At 62.4% G+C, this 18,660-nt stretch carries 20 protein-coding genes and 2 pseudogenes; 18 read left to right on the forward strand and 4 right to left on the reverse strand.

Annotated elements, in window-relative coordinates; genetic code table 11:
• Window positions 1-235 (reverse strand): transposase (locus BMZ42_RS00005; RefSeq protein ID WP_139207812.1); only part of this gene is annotated, 235 nt, incomplete at its 3' end.
• 426 nt (window positions 236-661) lie between these two features.
• Here BMZ42_RS00005 and BMZ42_RS00010 point away from each other — a divergent pair.
• The 10 genes and pseudogenes from BMZ42_RS00010 to BMZ42_RS17885 all read left to right on the forward strand — a co-directional run.
• Window positions 662-931, forward strand: coding sequence for a helix-turn-helix transcriptional regulator (locus BMZ42_RS00010; RefSeq protein WP_091517346.1), 270 nt, complete (start codon window positions 662-664; stop codon window positions 929-931).
• Complete coding sequence (locus BMZ42_RS00015) at window positions 932-2,008, forward strand: replication initiator protein A (protein WP_091517348.1); 1,077 nt, start codon at window positions 932-934, stop codon at window positions 2,006-2,008. It begins immediately after the preceding gene.
• 60 nt (window positions 2,009-2,068) lie between these two features.
• The gene (locus BMZ42_RS00020) at window positions 2,069-2,587 is read left to right on the forward strand and encodes a DUF2840 domain-containing protein (protein WP_091517349.1); all 519 of its coding nucleotides are present in this window, start codon (window positions 2,069-2,071) and stop codon (window positions 2,585-2,587) included.
• Window positions 2,584-3,129 (forward strand): S26 family signal peptidase, encoded by a 546-nt coding sequence (locus tag BMZ42_RS00025; protein WP_091517351.1) that lies wholly within the window; start codon window positions 2,584-2,586, stop codon window positions 3,127-3,129. Before BMZ42_RS00020 ends, BMZ42_RS00025 begins: the two co-directional genes overlap by 4 nt.
• Before the next feature lie 35 nt (window positions 3,130-3,164).
• Entirely contained in the window at window positions 3,165-3,500 is a 336-nt protein-coding gene (locus BMZ42_RS00030; RefSeq protein ID WP_091517353.1) for a DUF736 domain-containing protein, read from the forward strand.
• Window positions 3,497-4,429, forward strand: a complete 933-nt coding sequence (locus BMZ42_RS00035; protein WP_091517354.1) for a lytic transglycosylase domain-containing protein — start codon at window positions 3,497-3,499, stop codon at window positions 4,427-4,429. The genes BMZ42_RS00030 and BMZ42_RS00035 overlap by 4 nt, the downstream gene beginning before the upstream one ends.
• Before the next feature lie 505 nt (window positions 4,430-4,934).
• Window positions 4,935-5,396, forward strand: a pseudogene (locus BMZ42_RS18470) (relaxase/mobilization nuclease domain-containing protein); the annotation flags it as partial.
• Between the two features lie 168 nt (window positions 5,397-5,564).
• Window positions 5,565-6,797, forward strand: a complete 1,233-nt coding sequence (locus BMZ42_RS18195; protein WP_478209656.1) for a DUF3363 domain-containing protein — start codon at window positions 5,565-5,567, stop codon at window positions 6,795-6,797.
• Between the two features lie 216 nt (window positions 6,798-7,013).
• Complete coding sequence (gene floR / locus BMZ42_RS00045) at window positions 7,014-8,228, forward strand: chloramphenicol/florfenicol efflux MFS transporter FloR (protein ID WP_024353488.1); 1,215 nt, start codon at window positions 7,014-7,016, stop codon at window positions 8,226-8,228.
• 93 nt (window positions 8,229-8,321) lie between these two features.
• A pseudogene (locus tag BMZ42_RS17885) lies at window positions 8,322-8,438 on the forward strand (DUF3363 domain-containing protein); the annotation flags it as partial.
• On the opposite strand, the gene tetR(G) reads toward BMZ42_RS17885, so the two are convergent.
• Window positions 8,435-9,061, reverse strand: a complete 627-nt coding sequence (gene tetR(G), locus BMZ42_RS00055) for a tetracycline resistance transcriptional repressor TetR(G) (RefSeq protein WP_024353490.1) — start codon at window positions 9,059-9,061, stop codon at window positions 8,435-8,437. The pseudogene BMZ42_RS17885 and the gene tetR(G) sit on opposite strands and share 4 nt — an antisense overlap.
• Window positions 9,062-9,165: 104 nt before the next feature.
• Here tetR(G) and tet(G) point away from each other — a divergent pair, with 104 nt between their 5' ends.
• Both tet(G) and BMZ42_RS00065 read left to right on the forward strand, forming a co-directional pair.
• Window positions 9,166-10,341 (forward strand): tetracycline efflux MFS transporter Tet(G), encoded by a 1,176-nt coding sequence (gene tet(G) / locus BMZ42_RS00060; protein ID WP_024353491.1) that lies wholly within the window; start codon window positions 9,166-9,168, stop codon window positions 10,339-10,341.
• An 89-nt stretch (window positions 10,342-10,430) separates the two neighbouring features.
• Complete coding sequence (locus BMZ42_RS00065; protein WP_244523093.1) at window positions 10,431-11,348, forward strand: LysR family transcriptional regulator; 918 nt, start codon at window positions 10,431-10,433, stop codon at window positions 11,346-11,348.
• Window positions 11,349-11,382: 34 nt separating this feature from the next.
• Here the strand turns inward: BMZ42_RS00065 and fabF are convergent, their stop codons facing one another.
• Window positions 11,383-12,645, reverse strand: coding sequence for a beta-ketoacyl-ACP synthase II (fabF, locus tag BMZ42_RS00070; RefSeq protein ID WP_081650885.1), 1,263 nt, complete (start codon window positions 12,643-12,645; stop codon window positions 11,383-11,385).
• 4 nt (window positions 12,646-12,649) lie between these two features.
• Window positions 12,650-13,159, reverse strand: a complete 510-nt coding sequence (locus tag BMZ42_RS00075; RefSeq protein ID WP_042061242.1) for a winged helix-turn-helix transcriptional regulator — start codon at window positions 13,157-13,159, stop codon at window positions 12,650-12,652.
• A 195-nt stretch (window positions 13,160-13,354) separates the two neighbouring features.
• On the opposite strand from BMZ42_RS00075, the gene BMZ42_RS00080 reads away from it, so the two are divergent.
• The 6 genes from BMZ42_RS00080 (at window position 13,355) to BMZ42_RS00105 (ending at window position 18,655) form a co-directional block, all read left to right on the forward strand.
• The gene (locus tag BMZ42_RS00080; RefSeq protein WP_035302746.1) at window positions 13,355-14,314 is read left to right on the forward strand and encodes a LysR family transcriptional regulator; all 960 of its coding nucleotides are present in this window, start codon (window positions 13,355-13,357) and stop codon (window positions 14,312-14,314) included.
• Between the two features lie 124 nt (window positions 14,315-14,438).
• Window positions 14,439-16,424, forward strand: coding sequence for a conjugal transfer protein TraG (locus tag BMZ42_RS00085; protein ID WP_024353495.1), 1,986 nt, complete (start codon window positions 14,439-14,441; stop codon window positions 16,422-16,424).
• A 10-nt stretch (window positions 16,425-16,434) separates the two neighbouring features.
• Window positions 16,435-16,914 (forward strand): hypothetical protein, encoded by a 480-nt coding sequence (locus BMZ42_RS00090; RefSeq protein ID WP_024353496.1) that lies wholly within the window; start codon window positions 16,435-16,437, stop codon window positions 16,912-16,914.
• Window positions 16,915-17,061: 147 nt separating this feature from the next.
• On the forward strand, window positions 17,062-18,045 hold the full coding sequence (trbB, locus tag BMZ42_RS00095) for a P-type conjugative transfer ATPase TrbB (RefSeq protein ID WP_091517359.1): 984 nt from the start codon (window positions 17,062-17,064) through the stop codon (window positions 18,043-18,045).
• Window positions 18,042-18,374, forward strand: coding sequence for a TrbC/VirB2 family type IV secretion system protein (locus tag BMZ42_RS00100; protein WP_024353498.1), 333 nt, complete (start codon window positions 18,042-18,044; stop codon window positions 18,372-18,374). The genes trbB and BMZ42_RS00100 overlap by 4 nt, the downstream gene beginning before the upstream one ends.
• Window positions 18,374-18,655, forward strand: coding sequence for a VirB3 family type IV secretion system protein (locus tag BMZ42_RS00105; protein ID WP_024353499.1), 282 nt, complete (start codon window positions 18,374-18,376; stop codon window positions 18,653-18,655). The genes BMZ42_RS00100 and BMZ42_RS00105 overlap by 1 nt, the downstream gene beginning before the upstream one ends.
• Window positions 18,656-18,660 lie beyond the last annotated feature (5 nt).

Below are 18,660 nucleotides of genomic sequence, written 5' to 3' on the forward strand. Positions count from 1 at the left end.
CTTCCATCATCTGGATAAAGATGCCTTTGTCGCCCCAGCGTTTCCAGCGGTTATAAAGCGTCTTCGCCGGGCCATATTCCTTCGGCGCATCGCACCACCTGAGCCCGTTGCGGTTGACGAAGATGATGCCGCTCAGAACGCGTCGATCATCAACGCGCTGGCGACCATGGCTCTTGGGAAAATAGGGCCGAAGACGAGCCATTTGCTCGTCCGTCAGCCAAAACAAATTGCTCATCAGTCAGGCTCCTATACGCCCGTCTGAATCACACCCATTCCTCTAAATCAATGGGTCCTGAGCCTAGACGGCCCTATGACCTTTGGGCGGGTAGCCTTGGACATACGCCATAGGCTCCCCGACCATAGGGTCGAGGATCGTGGTGCCGTCACGGCCGGCACCAACCGCTAGTCAGGGGTTACTAAGCCCCAGAGCAGCGCGTCTGCTCCGCGTCTATTCTTATCCGACCCACGCGGGAATGTCTTTGCCTAATCATTGCGGCAGACAATGACGCGCTGAAAAGCCTCATCTTTTGACCATCGGACCTTCCTTATTGGGGTGCCGCCAGCGCATAGGCGCAAATGCGGCACGCTACGCGCCGCCGGTCCCTCGCCATGGTTCGCCACAGACCGCTGCCGCTCCCGGCAGTTCAACTGGAGGTGATCCATGCCCAACCCGATTGCGGGCCTGCCGCCGCGCCTGTTGCGCACCAAGGAAGCCGCGCGCTTCCTCGGCATATCCATCCGCACCCTTGAGAAACATCGCACCTACGGAACGGGCCCGACCTATCGCAAGGTCGGGGGCCGTGTCCTCTACACCGTCCGCGATCTGGAAGACTGGAGCGCGGGCGGCGAACGCAAATCCACCCGCGACAAGACAGCAGGCACCGTCTTTCCGGCGCGTCCGCTCACCCCCGAAGAACGGGGCGACCGCTAGATGCTGCGCGAGGACGGGCACGACCCCGCGCAGCCGGCCGAGGATAGCGAGCGCAGCCGCCTAGACCCCTTCGTGGTCGCAACGGGCGACGCGCCGCCGCGTGACCAGCGCGACTTGATGGAGCGGCCATTCTTCTCGCTTGCGAAGACACCGCGCACCAAACCGATTCTCTACAAGGCCGCCGACATAGAGGTGCAAGTGTTCGGGATGCCCGAGCACGGGATGGCGACCATTTGGGACGCCGATTTGCTGATATGGGCGGCCTCGCAGATCGTCGCGGCCGAGAATGACGGCCTCGCCACGTCGCGCTTCGTCCGCTTCACGCCCTACCATCTGTTGCGCGCCATCGGACGCCCGACCGGCAATCATCAATACCGCCTCCTGAAAGCTGCGCTGGCGCGGCTGCAATCCACCGTCATCGCCACCACGATCCGCAACGGCCCGCATTGGCGTCGCCGGCAATTCTCATGGATCAACGAGTGGGAGGAAATGACGACGCGCGCCGGCCGCGTCGAGGGCATGGAGTTCGTCCTGCCCGAATGGTTCTACAACAGCGTCATTGATCGCTCGCTGGTCCTGACCATCGACCCAGCTTATTTCCGGCTGACTGGAGGCATCGAGCGATGGCTTTACCGCGTCGCCAGAAAGCACGCCGGGCACCAGCGCCACGGCTGGATTTTCGAGGTCGCGCACCTTCATCAGAAATCCGGCAGCCTCGCCCGGCCGTCCGACTTCGCGCTTGACCTGCGCCGCATCGCGGCCCGTCAGCAACTCCCCGGCTACCGCCTCCAGATCGAGCGAGAGGACGGCCGCGAGTTGCTGCGCATCCGCCCCGAAAACTCATCAACAGGCACTGTTGATAACCCTGTTAATGCCATCGGCAGATCAGGCGCACGGGGTATCGGCACATCAGGCGCATCACTATCGGCAGATCAGGCGCACGAACCGCAGCTAACGCTTTGGCCTGAAAAGCGGAATCCGACCGCTAACTTATCTAACAGAGAATCTAACTCTTTTTCTTTGACGCGCGCGCAGGCGAAGCGTGGTGCCGGTTCTGCCGGGAACGGCGAGCCATGACGCACGCTGTTGACGCAGCGCACGCGCGCAACCCCACCAGCACATCGCCGGAGACGCACAATGACCCGTCGCGCCCATCGCAGCGCGCACGGCCGTCCGCTGCCGGACGGGCCTGCGCCCTTCACCACATTGGTCGAGCTGACTTTCGAGAAACGCCGCATCGAGCATTGGATCAGGTTCGGCCGCAAGAGCTATGAACAGATCATCGACCGCCGCCGCAGCGTCGTCGGCTTCGCGTCGGGCAGCGTCTTTGCCTTCGTGCGATGGGCGAAAGGCGACCATGGCACAGTCGTTTCCCGCATCGACATTGTGCGCGCCATCGGTCGCGGCGAGCCGTTCCAGACATTGCCCTTCGTCCGCCCCGGTGGCGAAATCCTGTTGCGCCTCGATAGCTGGTCCAAGGTGCAGCGCGGGCTTGCCGCCATCGACGCCGTGGAATCGCTCGGCCTCGATCCGGCCGACGCTGCACCGGAACACTGGCGGCACGTCCACAACCGTTTGACCGCCAATCTGGAGCCGCACGCCTACACGCCCGAGCGACATGCCGAGTGGCTTCACCGCCGAAGGATCGAGCCATGACGCGCCGCCGCACCCTCACGGTGACGGCGCTCGCCGTCCTCGGCATCGCCGCCGCCAGCGCCGTCGATTGGCCTTTGAGGCTCATCTGGAACGCCACGGCCAGCGCGCCCATCGGCTTCTACACCGTCGAGCCGGCCGACGCGCTCGACGTGCCCGAGCTGGTCGCCGTCATGCTGCCCGAACCGCTCGCCGCCTCCATGGTCGAGCGCGGCTATATCGCGCGCGGCGTCCCGCTCTTGAAGCGCGTCTTGGGCCTGCCGGGGCAGCAGGTTTGCCGCTTGCGATCCACGATCACGATGAACGGGATCGAGATGGGCGAGGCGCTGGAGCGTGACAGCCTCAGCCGCGATCTGCCCGTCTGGCAGGGCTGCCGTGTCATCGGCGACGGCCAGCTTTTCCTCATGAATTGGGAAGTCCGCGACAGCCTCGACGGCCGCTATTTCGGACCCATCCCCGCAGCTTCCGTCATCGGCCGAGCGGTCCCGCTCTGGACCGATGAGGAAGGCGTCGGCCGCTACGAGTGGCGCGCGCCGACGCACTGAAACCATCCCCGAAAGCCAATCACAGGAGATTTTCCATGGCAGAAATAGGCACCTTCACCCGCACCGAAATCGGCTATGCCGGAGAGCTTCATTCGTTCGGCCTCCACGAAAAGCTGTTCATCGTCCCGGCCAAGCCGAGCGACATGAAAAACGCGCCCGACTATCGCCTGCGCCTCGATAGCGAGGACGGCCCGGACGCTGGCCCCGCATGGAAAGACTCCAGCGAAAATGCCGGCGACTTCGTGTCGATGAGACTGGAGGGACCGATCTTCCCGTTCCCGATCCGCGCCAAGCTGTTCCAGTCCAACGACGATCTTTCGGTCTGGACGCTGCGTTGGAAACACCCCCGGAAAGTCGAGGACGAGGAATGACGGCCGCGCGCGTCCGGCCCGCCATCCGGTTCAAGATCGTCATCCCTTTGTTCGCGGAAAAGCCGTCTCATCCCTTCGTCCCGCTCTGCGACCAGACGGCCGGCGCGCATAGCGAAGGTCAGGGGCGGCCATCGGCCGGCGCTTGCGCCTTGCCCTTGACCGCAGCGAGCACGCTGGCAGGCTGGTGTCGAAGCGGAGACAGGACTGCATGGCATTATGCCGTGCTGATACTGGCCGGTGCGCTTTCCGTTTGCGCCGGATCGGGCGTCGCGGTCGCGCAATCCGCGCCCGTCGAGCGCCCGGCCGCCGCCCATCCCTATGCGGCTCACATCGCCGAGGCGTCGCAGCGTTTCGGCATACCTGAGCATTGGATCGTCGCGGTGCTACGCGCCGAGAGCGCGGGCGACGTGCGCGCGGTCTCAACGGCCGGCGCGACGGGATTGATGCAGGTGATGCCCGACACATGGGCGGGCCTGCGCGTCCGCTACGGCCTCGGCCGCGATCCCTACGACCCGCGCGACAACATCCTCGCAGGCACGGCCTACCTGCGCGAAATGTTAGACCGCTACGGCAATGTTGCGGCGATGCTGGCGGCGTACAATGCCGGCCCCGGCCGATACGATGAATATCTAGCGACCGGCCGGACCCTGCCGGCCGAGACGCGGGCCTATATCGCCGCGCTCGCGCCGATCCTCGGCGGCGCGACTTCAACCGAAGCGCCGTCATCGGCACCGCCACCGCCGCCAGATTGGCGCGAAGCACCGCTGTTCGTTATGCATCCGGGCGATGCACGGGCTGTCGCCGCGCCGCCGTCCGACGCACGATCCGGCGACGGCCGCGCGACCGTTCCGGCGCGCGATGCCGTCGATGCAAAGTCGCAGGGCGACGGCATTTTCGTCGCCGACGCAAGCGGTTCGGAAACGCCATGAGGGCGACGTTTCCGCGCTCGGCGGCACTCATTCCGGTGTCCAGTCAGGCAGGTTTTTGCCCGGCTGGATTCCCGGCAGGAGGGGCAGAAAAGGCAGAAAGGGCGGAGGGCAAGATTAAAGAAGACGGCACCATATGGGGCCGCTTCTGGAAATTGTTGTTGTCTGCACACTGGTTAGGTGGCCGGTTCCGGCACCATGGTTTTGAGGGGCCGCGTGCCGCGATTTTGCGCAAAGCCTTGGCTTTGCAGGGTTTCGAGCGGCACCATAGGCGCAGATCGGCCGTTTTTCGGCGGTTTGGGCTGGAGTCGTGCCCTTGAGCGCCGACGACGAAAACCGCTTCCGTCCGAAGCCCGGCCGCATCCGATCCGACACGCCGAAGGCCGGCAAGACCAAGAGCTTTTTCACGCAGGTCAGGAAGATCACCCGCCAGCATCAGGCGGCAGCCTCACGCGATCCTTCCATGCCGTCATCCGCGCGCCCGTCATCGCCGGGGCGGTCTCGCGCCATGGCCGCCAGCGGCAAGGGCGTGAAGCGCGGCCGGGGCGCGAGCTTCGTGCGCGCCCGGAACATATCCGGCAACTGGCATCATCGCCAGCCGGGCAGCCGCCGCGTGATCGTCAAGCAGCGCAGCGTCCGGGCCGCATGGAAGGGCGGCCGTGCCCGCGCGCATCTGCGCTATGTCCAGCGTGACGGAACCTCGCGCGACGGCGAACGCGGCCAGCTCTATTCGGCGCATGAAGACCGCGCCGATGGCGACGCCTTCCTTGATCGTGGTCAGGATGACCGCCATCAATTCAGATTCATCGTCTCGCCCGAGGATGGCGCGGAGCTGTCGGACCTCACGGCCTACACCCGCGATTTCATGAAACAGGTGGAAGGCGACCTCGGCACGAAGCTGGATTGGGTTGCCGTCAATCACTACAACACCGGCCATCCCCATGTGCATGTCATCGTCAACGGCCGCGATGATACGGGCGGGGATCTAGTCATCAACGGCGACTATCTCGCCAACGGCCTGCGCGAGCGCGCCAGCGAGCTTGCCAGTCTGGAACTCGGCCCCGTTACCGAGATTGAGCAGACCCGCAAGCTGTCCGCCGAAATCGACCAGGACCGTTTCGCCCGCATCGATCGCGCCATGGCCGAGGAAGCCGATGCCCGTTTCGTCGACCTGCGCCACGAGCCGGCAGCGCCGAGGCGGCAGTTCGAGCGAACGCTACGCCTGCGCAGGCTCGCCAAGCTGGAGAAGATGGGGCTGGCGACCGAGCACGCGCCCGGTGTTTGGGAATTGAGCAAGGACATGGAACCGGTCTTGCGCGAGTTGGGCGAGCGGGGCGACATTATCCGCACCATGCACAAGGCGCTTGGGCCGCAGGGCGGCGAACGCGATCCCATGAGCTTCCAAATCCATGACGGAGCGCCCGAGACGCCCATCGTCGGCCGCGTCGTGGACAAGCACCTGTCCGACGAGCTGGGCGAGAACCTGACAATCGTGGTGGACGGGATCGACGGCCGCACACACCACATTGCCGGCATCGCGCCCGAGCGGCTGGAGGACGCCCGCATCGGCAGTGTCGTCCAGATCGGCCCGGCCGAGGCGGCAGCCCGACCGTCCGACCGCAGCATCACCGCCATCGCCGAGGACGGCATCTATCGGCCGAGCCGTCATCTGGAGCAGGCGAAATTCGAGGGCCGCGTTCCCGGCGGCGACTATGAGGGCTATATCGATGCCCATGTCCGGCGGCTGGAGGCGCTGCGCCGGGCCGGCATCGTCGAGCGCATCGACGCCGACCAATGGCGCATCCCAGATGATCTGGTCAGCCACGCGGCTGATTACGATGCCGGCCGCGACCGGCAGGCCAGCGTTCGCGTGCTTTCCCCGGTTGATCTGCAAAGGCAGATACGTTCGGACGGCGCGACATGGCTGGACCGGCGATTGGTCCATGGCGAAACGGCCGACCTTGCGCCGACCGGCTTCGGGCAACAGGTCCGCGAAGCCATGGACCAGCGCCGCGAGCATCATATCGAACAGCGCGACGCTACGCGCAACAGGGACGGCCGCATCTTCTACCGGCGCAATCTTCTCGCCACCCTGCGCGAGCGGGAAGTTGCGCGCGCCGGTGCGGAGATGGCCGAGGGCAAGGCGCTGCCGTTCCGCGCCGCCAAGGATGGTGAGAGTGTCAGCGGCAAGTTCACCGGGACTGTCCAGCTAACGAGCGGCAAGTTCGCCATCGTGGAAAAGAGCCACGAGTTCACCCTTGTCCCGTGGCGGCCGATCATCGACCGCCAGCTCGGCCGCGAGGTCGCGGGTATCATGCAGGGCGGTTCGGTGTCGTGGCAGTTAGGGCGGCAGCGGGGGTTGGGGCTATAGGAGCCAACGATACCGCATTGCAACGCAACAAATAATTCGATAAGAGCTGCTATTCAATTTCGTAATCGTGGAGCCATCAGCATGGGAAATTCCAAGTCAGCAGACAAGTAAGCCGCAACATCAGAATTGTTGTTGCGGCGCTCTGTAAGACCAATCCCATCTGATTGCTGACGAGCAGACGCTGCCCGGTATCCTTAATCGAGCGGTTGATTCGTCATGACCACCACACGCCCCGCGTGGGCCTATACGCTGCCGGCAGCCTTGCTGCTTATGGCTCCCTTCGACATCCTCGCGTCGCTGGCGATGGATATTTATCTTCCAGTCGTTCCGGCGATGCCGGGCGTCCTGAACACGACTCCATCCATAATCCAACTCACGTTGAGCTTCTACATGGTGATGCTCGGTGTGGGCCAAGTGATCTTTGGGCCACTCTCCGATCGCGTCGGGCGACGGCCGATCCTGCTTGTAGGCGCAACGGCTTTCGTTGCTGCGTCTCTGGGAGCGGCTTGTTCTTCAACTGCATTAGCCTTTGTTGCGTTTCGTCTGGTTCAAGCAGTTGGAGCATCGGCCATGCTGGTGGCCACCTTCGCGACCGTGCGCGACGTATATGCCAATCGTCCCGAAGGTGCCGTCATCTACGGCCTTTTCAGTTCGATGCTGGCGTTCGTGCCTGCGCTCGGCCCTATAGCCGGTGCGCTGATCGGCGAGTTTTGGGGATGGCAGGCGATCTTCATCACACTGGCTGCACTGGCTTCGCTCGCACTCTTAAACGCCAGTTTCAGGTGGCATGAAACCCGACCGTTGGATCAGGCCAGAACGCAACGATCTGTTTTGCCGATCTTCGCGAGTCCGGCCTTTTGGGTTTACACAGGCGGATTTAGTGCCGGCATGGGCACATTCTTCGTTTTCTTCTCGACAGCCCCCCGTGTTCTCATAGGCCAAGCCGGCTATTCCGAGATCGGATTTAGCTTGGCCTTCGCGACTGTCGCGCTGGTCATGGTCACGACAACCCGCTTCGCAAAGTCCTTCGTTGCCAAATGGGGTATCGCGGGATGCGTAGCGCGCGGGATGGCGTTGCTCGTTTCCGGCGCGATCCTGTTGGGGATCGGCCAACTTTTCGGATCGCCGTCATTTTTCAGCTTCATCCTGCCGATGTGGGTTGTCGCGGTCGGCATTGTCTTCACGGTGTCCGTTACCGCCAACGGCGCACTTGCGCAGTTCGACGACATCGCTGGATCAGCGGTTGCGTTCTACTTCTGCATCCAAAGCCTGATAGTCAGTATCGTCGGGACATTGGCGGTGACGCTGTTAAACGGCGATACAGCGTGGCCCGTGATTTGTTACGCCACGGCAATGGCAGTGCTGGTGTCGTTGGGGCTGGCGCTCCTTCGATCCCGTGATGCTGCCACCGAGAAGTCGCCAGTCGTCTAGCCGACGACTGGAAGCAAGCCCGCTCCGATGCGGCGCAATAATCATCGAAACCTTGTGAATGGCGGTATCCTGTCCGGCAAGATACCGCTCATTTCCCTTGTCCCGTGGCGGCCGGTCATCGACCGCCAGCTCGGCCGTGAGGTCATCGGCATCGTGCAAAGCGGATCGGTGTCGTGGCAGTTGGGGCGGCAAAGGGGCATAAGCCTCTAATCTGTTGTAGATGAACGCAGCCGCTCGAAACCAGCGATGAGGCTGTCGAGTCCGAAGTTGAACGCAGCATCCATGCCGTCTGTTTCCAACTCGTGAAACAGATCGTGCAGGAAGGACGACGGTGCTTGCTCGGACACATCTGGCCTGTCCGGAACTCTCTCATCGGCATCAGATGCCTGCTGCTCGAGAACGGAACCGACCACATAGTGACTGACCGCCCGGAGCGCCCAAACAGCGTGCTTCGGACCAAAGCCCGCCGCGCAGAGAAAGCGTATTTGTGTCTCGGCAGCGCCAAAATTCGGTTCTGTCGGTCGAGTGCCGGCATGGATGCGCGCCCCGTCGCGATAATAGAGCAACGCCGTTCTGAAACTCTGGGCGTTCTCTTTCAGGAATAGCCGCCAGTCTTCGTTCTCTTCGGGTAGCGAGCGGGTGTGGCGTTCCGTCAGCATTGCCTCGGCCAGTGCGTCAAGCAGCGCGCGCTTGTTCTGGAAATGCCAGTAAAGCGCAGGCTGCTGAACCTTGAGGCGTTCAGCGAGCTTTCGCGTCGTCAGGTTGTCCATGCCAACCTCGTTCAGCAGCTCCAGCGCCGCTGCGATCACGGTGCCCTTGTCCAGTTTGGTCATTCACGTTCCTTCGCCAACGCTTGACAATTTATCACCGATAAGTTCTATGTCCATGTCCTTATCATTGATAAAGTCGCTCGCATTGAGCGGCGCTGGAGTTTCAGGTGCGCAGCTCTGCCATCATCGCCCTGCTGATCGTCAGTCTCGACGCCATGGGACTCGGCCTCATCATGCCGGTCCTTCCGACGCTTCTGCGCGAGCTTGTGCCGGCGGAGCAGGTCGCTGGTCACTATGGTGCTTTGCTGTCACTCTATGCGTTGATGCAGGTCATCTTCGCGCCCGTGCTTGGACAATTTTCAGATGCTTACGGTCGGCGTCCGGTGCTTCTGGCTTCCCTTGCGGGGGCCGCAGTCGATTACACGATTATGGCATCAGCGCCGGTCTTATGGGTGCTCTATATCGGCCGGCTCGTCTCCGGCATCACGGGCGCAACCGGAGCTGTAGCTGCCTCAACCATTGCGGATTCGACGGGGGAAGGTTCTCGCGCACGCTGGTTCGGCTACATGGGGGCCTGTTATGGGGCAGGCATGATTGCCGGGCCAGCACTTGGTGGTATGCTCGGTGGTATTTCTGCCCATGCTCCGTTTATCGCCGCTGCCCTTCTCAACGGCTTCGCGTTCCTGCTAGCCTGCATTTTCCTCAGGGAGACTCGTCGCGGCGATGGCGAGACCGGAAAGCCGGTTCGCATCAAACCATTCGTTCTGTTCCGGCTGGATGATGCATTGCGCGGGCTAGTGGCCCTTTTCGCAGTTTTCTTCATTATTCAACTGATCGGCCAGGTCCCTGCGGCCCTATGGGTCATATATGGCGAGGATCGTTTTCAGTGGAACACCACGACCGTTGGCTTGTCGCTCGCGGCGTTTGGAGCAACACACGCGATTTTTCAGGCGTTTGTTACCGGCCCTCTTTCAAGCCGGCTTGGAGAACGGCGCACGCTACTGTTTGGCATGGCTGCGGATGCGACTGGCTTCATTCTTCTGGCTTTTGCCACGCAGGGATGGATGGTGTTCCCGATTTTGTTGCTGCTTGCCGCCGGAGGTGTTGGCATGCCGGCCTTGCAGGCAATGCTTTCAAACAATGTCAGCAGTAACAAGCAAGGAGCTTTACAGGGAACGCTTACAAGCCTCACCAATCTAAGCTCTATCGCGGGACCGCTTGGCTTCACGGCACTCTATTCTGCCACCGTAGGAGCATGGAACGGTTGGGTTTGGATTTTCGGCGCGATCCTCTATTTAATATGTCTGCCAATACTACGCAGACCTTTCGCAACTTCATTGTGATTGAGTCATGGCGAATTGGTATGCGTAGACTTACGAGAAATGACGGATTAAATCCGTTGAGCAATCATCTCCTTTCGGGGCGAGTGCCAATGATGACCTTAGTTCACACTCTCGCTGTCGCCGAATATCTCAACTTCCGTCACGCCGCCAATGCGCTCGGCGTTGCACAGTCCAGCGTCAGCGCCCGCGTGAAGGCACTGGAAGAAGACCTCGGCATCCTCTTGTTCGAGCGTCATGCACGCGGCGTTCGGCTGACCGAGGCCGGACGCCATTTCGTCGAGCGGATAGCCGTAGGTATTGACCAACTCGACCATGCGGTGAAAACCGCCGGCATGGCGGCAGCCGGAGAAAGCGGCCGGCTTCGTATCGGTATCCATGCCCTGATTCCGCATAGCTTCCTCGCAAAGCTGATCGGCCAATACCGCAAGGATCACCCCGATGTTGAAGTCGAGATCGCCGAAGGCCCGGCCCGTGAAGCGGTGGTGCAGCTTCGCGCCGGCAGGTTGGACGTGGCGTTCGTCGCGGGCACGCCCCAACCACCCGACTGCCATTCCCGTCGCACATGGACCGAACCGCTCTTGGCGGTGCTACCGGAACGGCATCCGCTCGCCAAGCGGTCAGCCGTCACATGGCCCGATCTGGCAGGCGAGACGTTCCTTGTCCGGCATGGCGGCACTGGACCGCAGGTTCATAGCCATATCATGCTACGCCATGCCGAGCGCTGGCCTGCGCCGTCGATCCTGCGCTTCGACGTGGGGCGTGGCACCCTTTTGTCCTTGGTCGGACAGGGCTTCGGCATCACCATCGTCGGCGCGGCCACGGCGCTGTTGCCGACAAACGGCATTGTCTTCTTGCCCTTCGCCGACGAGCCGGAGCCGGTCGCCTTCTCGGCTGTCTGGTCGCCGTCCAACCGCAGCGCGGCGCTTCGTAACCTGCTCAGCCTCGCCAACGACATGGGCCGGCAGGTCTGCACGAATTCAGTACTGCCACGGATAGCGAGGGCGTGAGCCGAAGTGGTCGCGGAAGCACCGTCCGGGACTGTTATTGCCATCGCCGGAAAGCGACACTTGCATTAACGCCGCCAAAGCCGAATCCGTTGGAAATGGCATGTTCCATGAGAACAGGCCGTGCAGATTGGCGAACCAGATCGATACCTACGGCAATAGGATCGGGGCTCTCCAAATTTCTCGTTGGGGGAGCGATTTGATCCCGTAAGGCGAGTATCGTGAAGATCGCCTCAATGCCGCCAGCGGCACCGAGTAAGTGCCCCGTCGCTGACTTCGTGGCGCTTACAGCTACATCATGATCGCCAAAAACGGATTTTATCGCGGCTATTTCTCCTCGATCCCCTACGGGGGTGGAGGTTGAATGAGCGTTCAGATGTTGAACATCGTTGGGCTTCAAACCGGCACTTTGTAGCGCGATTTTCATTGCACGGGCCGCGCCTCGACCGTCCTCTGGACCGGCAGTCACATGGTGTGCATCAGCGCTTGTGCCGTATCCTACCAATTCGGCTATGGGTTTGGCACCCCGAGCAAGGGCATGTTCCAATTCTTCTATGACGATCAGACCCGCCCCTTCGGACATTACGAAACCATCGCGCTCGGTGTCGAACGGCCTTGACGCCATTTCAGGTGTAGTATTGTAGCCGGTAGATAGTGCTCGCGCGGCAGCAAATGCCCCGAGACTAACCTTGTCAATGCACGCTTCTGCTCCACCGCACAGAGCGATATCGGCTTCGTTGGAGCGTATCAGCCGCGCGGCGTCTCCGATGGCCTGAACGCTCGCAGCGCAGGCGGTTACAGGCGTGCCAATTGGGCCTGTAAATCCATGCCTGATGGTAACGTGTCCTGCTGCAAGGTTGGCAAGAAACGACGGCACGGTAAACGGTGAGAGCCTCCGTGCTCCCCGTGTATCCGTTATGCGAACTGCCGAAGCGATAGCAGGAAACCCGCCTATACCAGAGGCGATAATTGTCGCCGTGCGCTCACGTTCGTAGTCGCTCGTGGGATGCCATCCTGCCGTTTCAAGAGCCTCCTTCGCGGCCGCAAGTGCAAACAGAATGAAGCGATCCATTTTTCGTTGATCCTTTGTGTCAACGATTAAATCTGGATCAAAACCGGCTTCGGAATCTTCAATCAGGCTGGGAACGATTCCCCCGATTTTCACCGGTAGATCATTGGAGATTTCATCAGGCAAATTCCTGATTCCCGATTTCCCGTCGAGGAGTCTTTTCCAGCTTATTTCAGTGCCAGAACCAAGGGGGCCAACTAAACCCATGCCGGTTACAACAATTCGGCGCATTGGATTATTCCGTTTCTTTTTCTGAGCTTATTCGCTTCATGCGATTTATGACGCGCATCGTTTCCTCTGTTGCGGCGGGGCCTGCCAGAAGAACGGTGTTTTCGGGAGTGATTGCTTCTCCTGTATTCGCGTCGATGATAACGGCGGTCCTCTCCTGTCCGGTTTTCTTGTCACCAAGGCGCATGGCTATTTCATTGGGCGCAAGGTTCCGGTTCCCCCATGCGAACAGGGCGATTGCTACCGGATAGAAATCTCGCCCCTTGTCGGTAAGGACGTATTCAAATCGAGGCGGATGATCATTGTATCGTTGCCTTTCAAACAGTCCTTCCGCCGTGAGATGCTTCAATCGCCTCGCCAAAATGTTCGCGGAAATACCGAGATTCTTCTCGAATTCATCGAATTTGCTAAGCCCTTGGAAGGCGTCTCGCAGGATCAGGATGCTCCACCAGTCACCGACGCTTTCCAGCGCTCGGGCTGCGGGACACTCGAATGACAGAAAGCTTGTTCGTTGCATGACACATCCATAATGGTGTAACTTCCATCATGCAAGTCACTTATGCGCAGTAGGCGACATAGTAGGAGGGGTAATCCAATGCGTCATTCTAAGGGAGCCAAGCACCTGCGTCTGCTACGGCGTGGAACAAAGCACTGTAGTGGCATTTGAGCGATGCGGCGGCGATCAGCACCGATGGATGGTTGCCCATGGGGTATGCCGACCACGCTCGGATCGCGTATCCCCCTCGCATCGCTGATCCAGACACTCGCCGTCGCCGAATATCTGAACTTCCGCCACGCCGCCAATGCGCTCGGCGTGGCGCAATCCAGCGTCAGCGCCCGCGTGAAGGCGCTGGAAGAAGACCTTGGTATCCTTCTGTTCGAGCGTCACGCGCGCGGCGTCCGACTGACCGAGGCCGGACACCACTTCGTCGAGCGGATAGCGGCCGGCGTCGATCAACTGGACCATGCAGTGAAGACCGCCGGCATGGCGGCAGCGGGAGAAAGCGGCCGGCTTCGTATCGGTATCCATGCCCTGATCCCGCACAGCTTCCTCGCAAAGCTGATCGGCCAATACCGCGAGGACCATCCCGGCGTTGAAGTCGAGATGACGGAAGGGACAGCTCGCGAAGCGGTGATGCAGCTTCGCGCCGACCGGCTGGACGTGGTGTTTGTCGCGGGCACGCCCGAGCTGCCAGACTGCCACACCCACCCGATCTGGACCGAACAGTTGGTTGCCGTGCTGCCGGATGGGCATCCACTCGCCGGGCAGTCGGCCGTCACATGGGCCGATCTGGCCGGCGAGACGTTTCTTGTCCGGCATGGCGGCACAGGTCCGCAGGTTCATAGCCATATCGTGCTGCGCCATGCCGGGCGCTGGCCCGCGCCGTCAATCCTGCGCTTCGACGTGGGGCGTGGCGCGCTGCTGTCCATGGTCGGACAGGGCTTCGGCATCACCATCGTCGGAGCAGCTACGGCGCTGCTGCCCACGTCCGGCATCGTCTTCCTGCCTTTCGCCGATGAGCCAGAGCCGGTTGCGTTCACCGCCGTCTGGTCGCCGTTCAATCGCAGCGCCACCCTGAAAAACCTGCTCAACCTTGCAAACAATATGAGGCGTTGCGGCGATTCGCCCGGCCAGTTGCGCAGCGGCGATCACCCGGCCGGATGGCGGTGAACGCAACCCGTCCTATTTGCCGCCGATAGTATCCGGTAGCCCTCCCGCACCCCCTTTCCTGTTGCCTGTCCGGTTTTGCCTACTCTCTGATCGGCTCCGTTTCTTTTGCCGACTGGAGCCTGCATTGCGCGGAGGCCGAATCCTTTGGGGTCAAATCGCTGTCGTCTTCACCATCGTTCTGGTGATGGTGTGGGCAGCGACGCAATGGACGGCGTTCCGCCTCCGCTTCCAGCTCCAGCTTGGCAATCCGTGGTTCGAGCTGGCGGGCTGGCCGGTCTATTATCCGCCGGCCTTCTTCTGGTGGTGGTTTTCGTTTGACGCCTATGCGCCCGCAATCTTCGTCGAAGGTGCCATCATCGCGGCGTCCGGCGGTTTCATCGCCATCGCCGCCGCCATCCTCATGTCGATCATCCGGGCACGGGAGGCGCGCAACGTCGCCACCTATGGTTCGGCGCGATGGGCGGAGGATCGCGAAATCCGCGCCGCCGGTCTGCTCGGCCCCGATGGCGTGGTGCTCGGCAGATACGACCGGCACTATCTGCGCCATGACGGGCCGGAGCATGTGTTGTGCTTCGCCCCGACTCGCAGCGGCAAAGGTGTCGGGCTGGTGGTACCGACGCTGCTGACATGGCCGGGAAGCTGCATTGTCCACGACATCAAGGGCGAGAACTGGACTCTGACGGCCGGCTTTCGCGCCCAGCATGGCCGCGTCCTGCTGTTCGATCCCACGAACGCCAGATCGTCCGCCTACAATCCGCTGCTCGAAGTGCGGCAGGGGGAATGGGAAGTCCGCGACGTGCAGAACATCGCGGATATTCTGGTCGATCCCGAAGGCAGTCTCGACAAGCGCAACCATTGGGAAAAGACCAGCCATTCGCTGCTGGTCGGCGCGATCCTGCATGTTCTCTATGCGGAGAAGGACAAGACCTTGGCGGGCGTCGCCAACTTCCTGTCCGATCCCCGCCGTCCGGTCGAGGCGACCTTGCGCGCCATGATGGATACGCCGCATCTCGGCGAGGCGGGCGTTCATCCCGTCATCGCGTCGTCGGCCCGCGAGCTGTTGAACAAATCCGAGAACGAACGGTCGGGCGTGCTCTCCACCGCCATGTCGTTTCTCGGCCTCTACCGCGATCCCGTGGTGGCGCGGGTGACGGCGCGATGCGACTGGCGCATTGCCGATCTGGTCGGCAGCCGCCAGCCCGTCACGCTCTACCTTGTCGTGCCGCCGTCCGACATAAACCGCACAAAGCCGCTTATCCGCCTGATCCTCAACCAGATCGGCAGGCGGTTGACCGAGGAATTGACCACCTCCGGCAAGCGCCATCGGCTGCTATTGATGCTGGACGAGTTTCCGGCGCTCGGCCGGCTCGATTTCTTTGAATCGGCGCTCGCCTTCATGGCGGGCTACGGAATCAAAGGCTTCCTGATCGCGCAGAGCCTCAACCAGATCGAGCGCGCCTATGGCCCGAACAACGCGATCCTCGACAACTGCCACGTCCGCGTCAGCTTCGCCACGAACGACGAAAGGACGGCGAAGCGTGTTTCAGACGCATTAGGCACGGCGACCGAGCTGCGCGACTCCACCAACTACGCAGGGCACCGCCTAGCCCCGTGGTTAGGTCACTTGATGGTGTCGCGGCAGGAGACGGCCCGGCCGCTGCTCACGCCGGGCGAAATCATGCAGCTTCCACCCACCGACGAAATCGTCATGGTCGCGGGCACGCCGCCGATCCGCGCCATCAAGGCGCGCTATTTCGAGGATGCGCGATTGCAGGAACGCATCCTGACCCCGCCCGATCTGGTCGCCGCTCCGCTGGCGCCCAGCCCATCCGCCGATGATTGGTCCGGCCGCGTGGTCGCGGCGGAAAGCCGTTCCGCGACGTGCGGAAGCGAGGCCGAAGGCGATCCGGCCAATGCGGGCATCCGCCGCGAGCCGGAATTGCCCGAGCATGAGGAAATCGTCGCCCCGCCGCCATCCCCCGAACAGGAGTTCGAGTTTCTGGACGACGAGCCGGACGTTGACGCGGCCAAGGCCCGTGCCATGCGCCAGCGCATGAGGATGGTGGCGCGGCAGGTGGCGATGAACCCCGATGATGGAATCGACCTTTGAGGATACGCCCATGGCAACCAGAACCCGCCTGAATCTCTATTTCGACCCCGCGCTCATTCCACAGATCGAGGCGATGGCGCTGCGCCGCTCGGTGGCGCTGCGCCGCAATGTCTCGAAATCCGCCATCGTTGAGGCGGCGGTCATGTCCTACCTGTCCGGCGATTCCGCCGACCAGCTTGAAGCCGCCATGTCGCGCCGCTTGGACAAGCTCGGCCGCCAGATCGACACGCTCGACCTAGATCTCGCCGTCCTTGGCGAGGCGGTCGCGCAGTTCATCCATTTCTGGATGACCCTCACGCCGCCGCTTACGGGAGCCGCACAATCCGCTGCCCGCGCCAAAGGCGCGGAGCGCTTTGAGGGCTTCATGCAGAATCTCGGACGGCGTCTGGCGACGGGCGACAGGTTCCTCAAAGAGCTGTCGCGTGACCTCGACTCACTTCCCGACGATCCGTTGCCGGACGAGTCCGAGAGCAACGGCGATCAAGAATAAGTATTCGGACCCATCCTATTTACCGCCGTTCGCCGCCGATCACCGCACGCAGCTAGATACTTGTTGAACCGGCCAGATTTCGGCCTCTCTTAATCGACCCCGATCCGGGGATGGCCTGTCGCGTCCCCGCAAGAAGCCGGGGCCGACATGACCACCAACCACCAAAGACCGGAAGCCATTGCGCGCGGCGCACGCATGTTGCGCACCGCGCTCGGCCCCGCCATTGCCCGGCTGCTCGAAGACCCGGCCGTGGTCGAGGTGATGTTGAACCCGGACGGGCGGTTGTGGATCGACCGCCTGTCCGAAGGGCTTTCCGATACGGGCGAGCGCCTGTCCGCCGCCGATGGCGAACGCATCGTTCGGCTGGTCGCGCATCATGTCGGCGCGGAGGTTCATGCCCGCAGCCCGCGCATCTCGGCCGAGCTGCCGGAGTCTGGCGAAAGATTCGAGGGCCTGCTGCCACCCGTGGTCGCCGCCCCGACCTTCGCCATCCGCAAGCCCGCCGTCGCCGTGTTCAGCCTCGACGACTATGTGGCGGCGGGGATCATGTCCACCGATCAGGCCGCGACGTTACGCGCGGCCGTTTCCTCCCGCGCAAATATCCTCGTGGCGGGCGGCACCAGCACCGGCAAGACCACGCTGACCAATGCGCTGCTCGCCGAGGTGGCGAAGACGGCGGATCGCGTCGTCATCATCGAGGATACGCGCGAGCTGCAATGCGCCGCGCCCAATCTAGTGGCGATGCGGACGAAAGACGGCGTGGCGACGCTTTCCGATCTGGTGCGTTCCTCGCTGCGCCTGCGCCCCGACCGCATCCCCATCGGCGAGGTGCGCGGATCGGAAGCCCTCGACCTCCTGAAAGCGTGGGGAACGGGACACCCCGGCGGCATCGGCACCATCCATGCAGGCACCGGCATCGGTGCGCTCCGTCGCCTTGAACAGCTCATCCAAGAGGCTGTCGTCACCGTCCCGCGCGCCCTGATCGCCGAGACAATCGACCTTGTTGCTGTCCTTTCCGGGCGCGGTTCCGCGCGCCGGCTTGCCGAGCTTGCCCGCGTCGAAGGGCTGGGGCCGGACGGCGACTACCGCATCACCCCCGCAATCCAAACCAGCACAGGAGAATCTTCATGATCCGCACGATTTCGCGCGGCTATCGCTTCGCCGCGACCGCCGCATCCACCCTTGCTATCAGCTTCATGCTCGCCCCGGCCGCCCATGCGTCGGGATCGTCGATGCCGTGGGAGCAACCGCTTCAGCAAATCCTTCAGTCCATTGAGGGACCCGTCGCAAAAATTATCGCGGTGATAATTATCATCGCCACCGGCCTGACCCTCGCGTTCGGGGACACCAGCGGCGGCTTTCGCCGTCTGATCCAGATCGTGTTCGGCCTGTCGATTGCTTTCGCCGCGTCGAGCTTCTTCCTGTCGTTCTTCTCGTTCGGCGGCGGGGCGCTCGTTTGATGGCCGTCGCGTTCGAGCAACTGGACGCCGTGCCGGGCTTCACGGTCCCGGTTCACCGGGCGCTGACCGAACATATCCTGCTCGGCGGCGCTCCGCGCGCCATCGCCATCATGAACGGAACGCTGGCCGGAGCCGTGGGCCTCGGCCTGCGCCTCTGGCTGATCGGCATCGCCATCTGGGCAATCGGCCACTTCGCGGCCGTATGGGCGGCAAAGCGCGATCCCCTCTTTGTCGAGGTCGGGCGGCGGCATCTCCGCATCCCCGGTCATTTGGCGGTTTGAGGGTG

It is taken from the genome of Aquamicrobium aerolatum DSM 21857 (assembly GCF_900113935.1).
In the GTDB taxonomy this organism is placed as follows: Bacteria; Pseudomonadota; Alphaproteobacteria; order Rhizobiales; family Rhizobiaceae; genus Aerobium; species Aerobium aerolatum.

Coding starts and splice junctions, on each gene's coding strand:
- BMZ42_RS00080 (WP_035302746.1), top strand. CDS start 13,355: ATGCCGACCACGCTCGGATCGCGTATCCCCCTCGCATCGCTGATCCAG.
- BMZ42_RS00020 (WP_091517349.1), top strand. CDS start 2,069: ATGACCCGTCGCGCCCATCGCAGCGCGCACGGCCGTCCGCTGCCGGAC.
- fabF (WP_081650885.1), bottom strand. CDS start 12,645: ATGCGCCGAATTGTTGTAACCGGCATGGGTTTAGTTGGCCCCCTTGGT.
- BMZ42_RS00090 (WP_024353496.1), top strand. CDS start 16,435: ATGGCAACCAGAACCCGCCTGAATCTCTATTTCGACCCCGCGCTCATT.
- BMZ42_RS00100 (WP_024353498.1), top strand. CDS start 18,042: ATGATCCGCACGATTTCGCGCGGCTATCGCTTCGCCGCGACCGCCGCA.
- BMZ42_RS00015 (WP_091517348.1), top strand. CDS start 932: ATGCTGCGCGAGGACGGGCACGACCCCGCGCAGCCGGCCGAGGATAGC.
- BMZ42_RS00075 (WP_042061242.1), bottom strand. CDS start 13,159: ATGCAACGAACAAGCTTTCTGTCATTCGAGTGTCCCGCAGCCCGAGCG.
- BMZ42_RS00010 (WP_091517346.1), top strand. CDS start 662: ATGCCCAACCCGATTGCGGGCCTGCCGCCGCGCCTGTTGCGCACCAAG.
- BMZ42_RS00035 (WP_091517354.1), top strand. CDS start 3,497: ATGACGGCCGCGCGCGTCCGGCCCGCCATCCGGTTCAAGATCGTCATC.
- BMZ42_RS00025 (WP_091517351.1), top strand. CDS start 2,584: ATGACGCGCCGCCGCACCCTCACGGTGACGGCGCTCGCCGTCCTCGGC.
- BMZ42_RS00105 (WP_024353499.1), top strand. CDS start 18,374: ATGGCCGTCGCGTTCGAGCAACTGGACGCCGTGCCGGGCTTCACGGTC.
- BMZ42_RS18195 (WP_478209656.1), top strand. CDS start 5,565: ATGGCCGAGGAAGCCGATGCCCGTTTCGTCGACCTGCGCCACGAGCCG.
- trbB (WP_091517359.1), top strand. CDS start 17,062: ATGACCACCAACCACCAAAGACCGGAAGCCATTGCGCGCGGCGCACGC.
- BMZ42_RS00030 (WP_091517353.1), top strand. CDS start 3,165: ATGGCAGAAATAGGCACCTTCACCCGCACCGAAATCGGCTATGCCGGA.
- floR (WP_024353488.1), top strand. CDS start 7,014: ATGACCACCACACGCCCCGCGTGGGCCTATACGCTGCCGGCAGCCTTG.
- BMZ42_RS00065 (WP_244523093.1), top strand. CDS start 10,431: ATGATGACCTTAGTTCACACTCTCGCTGTCGCCGAATATCTCAACTTC.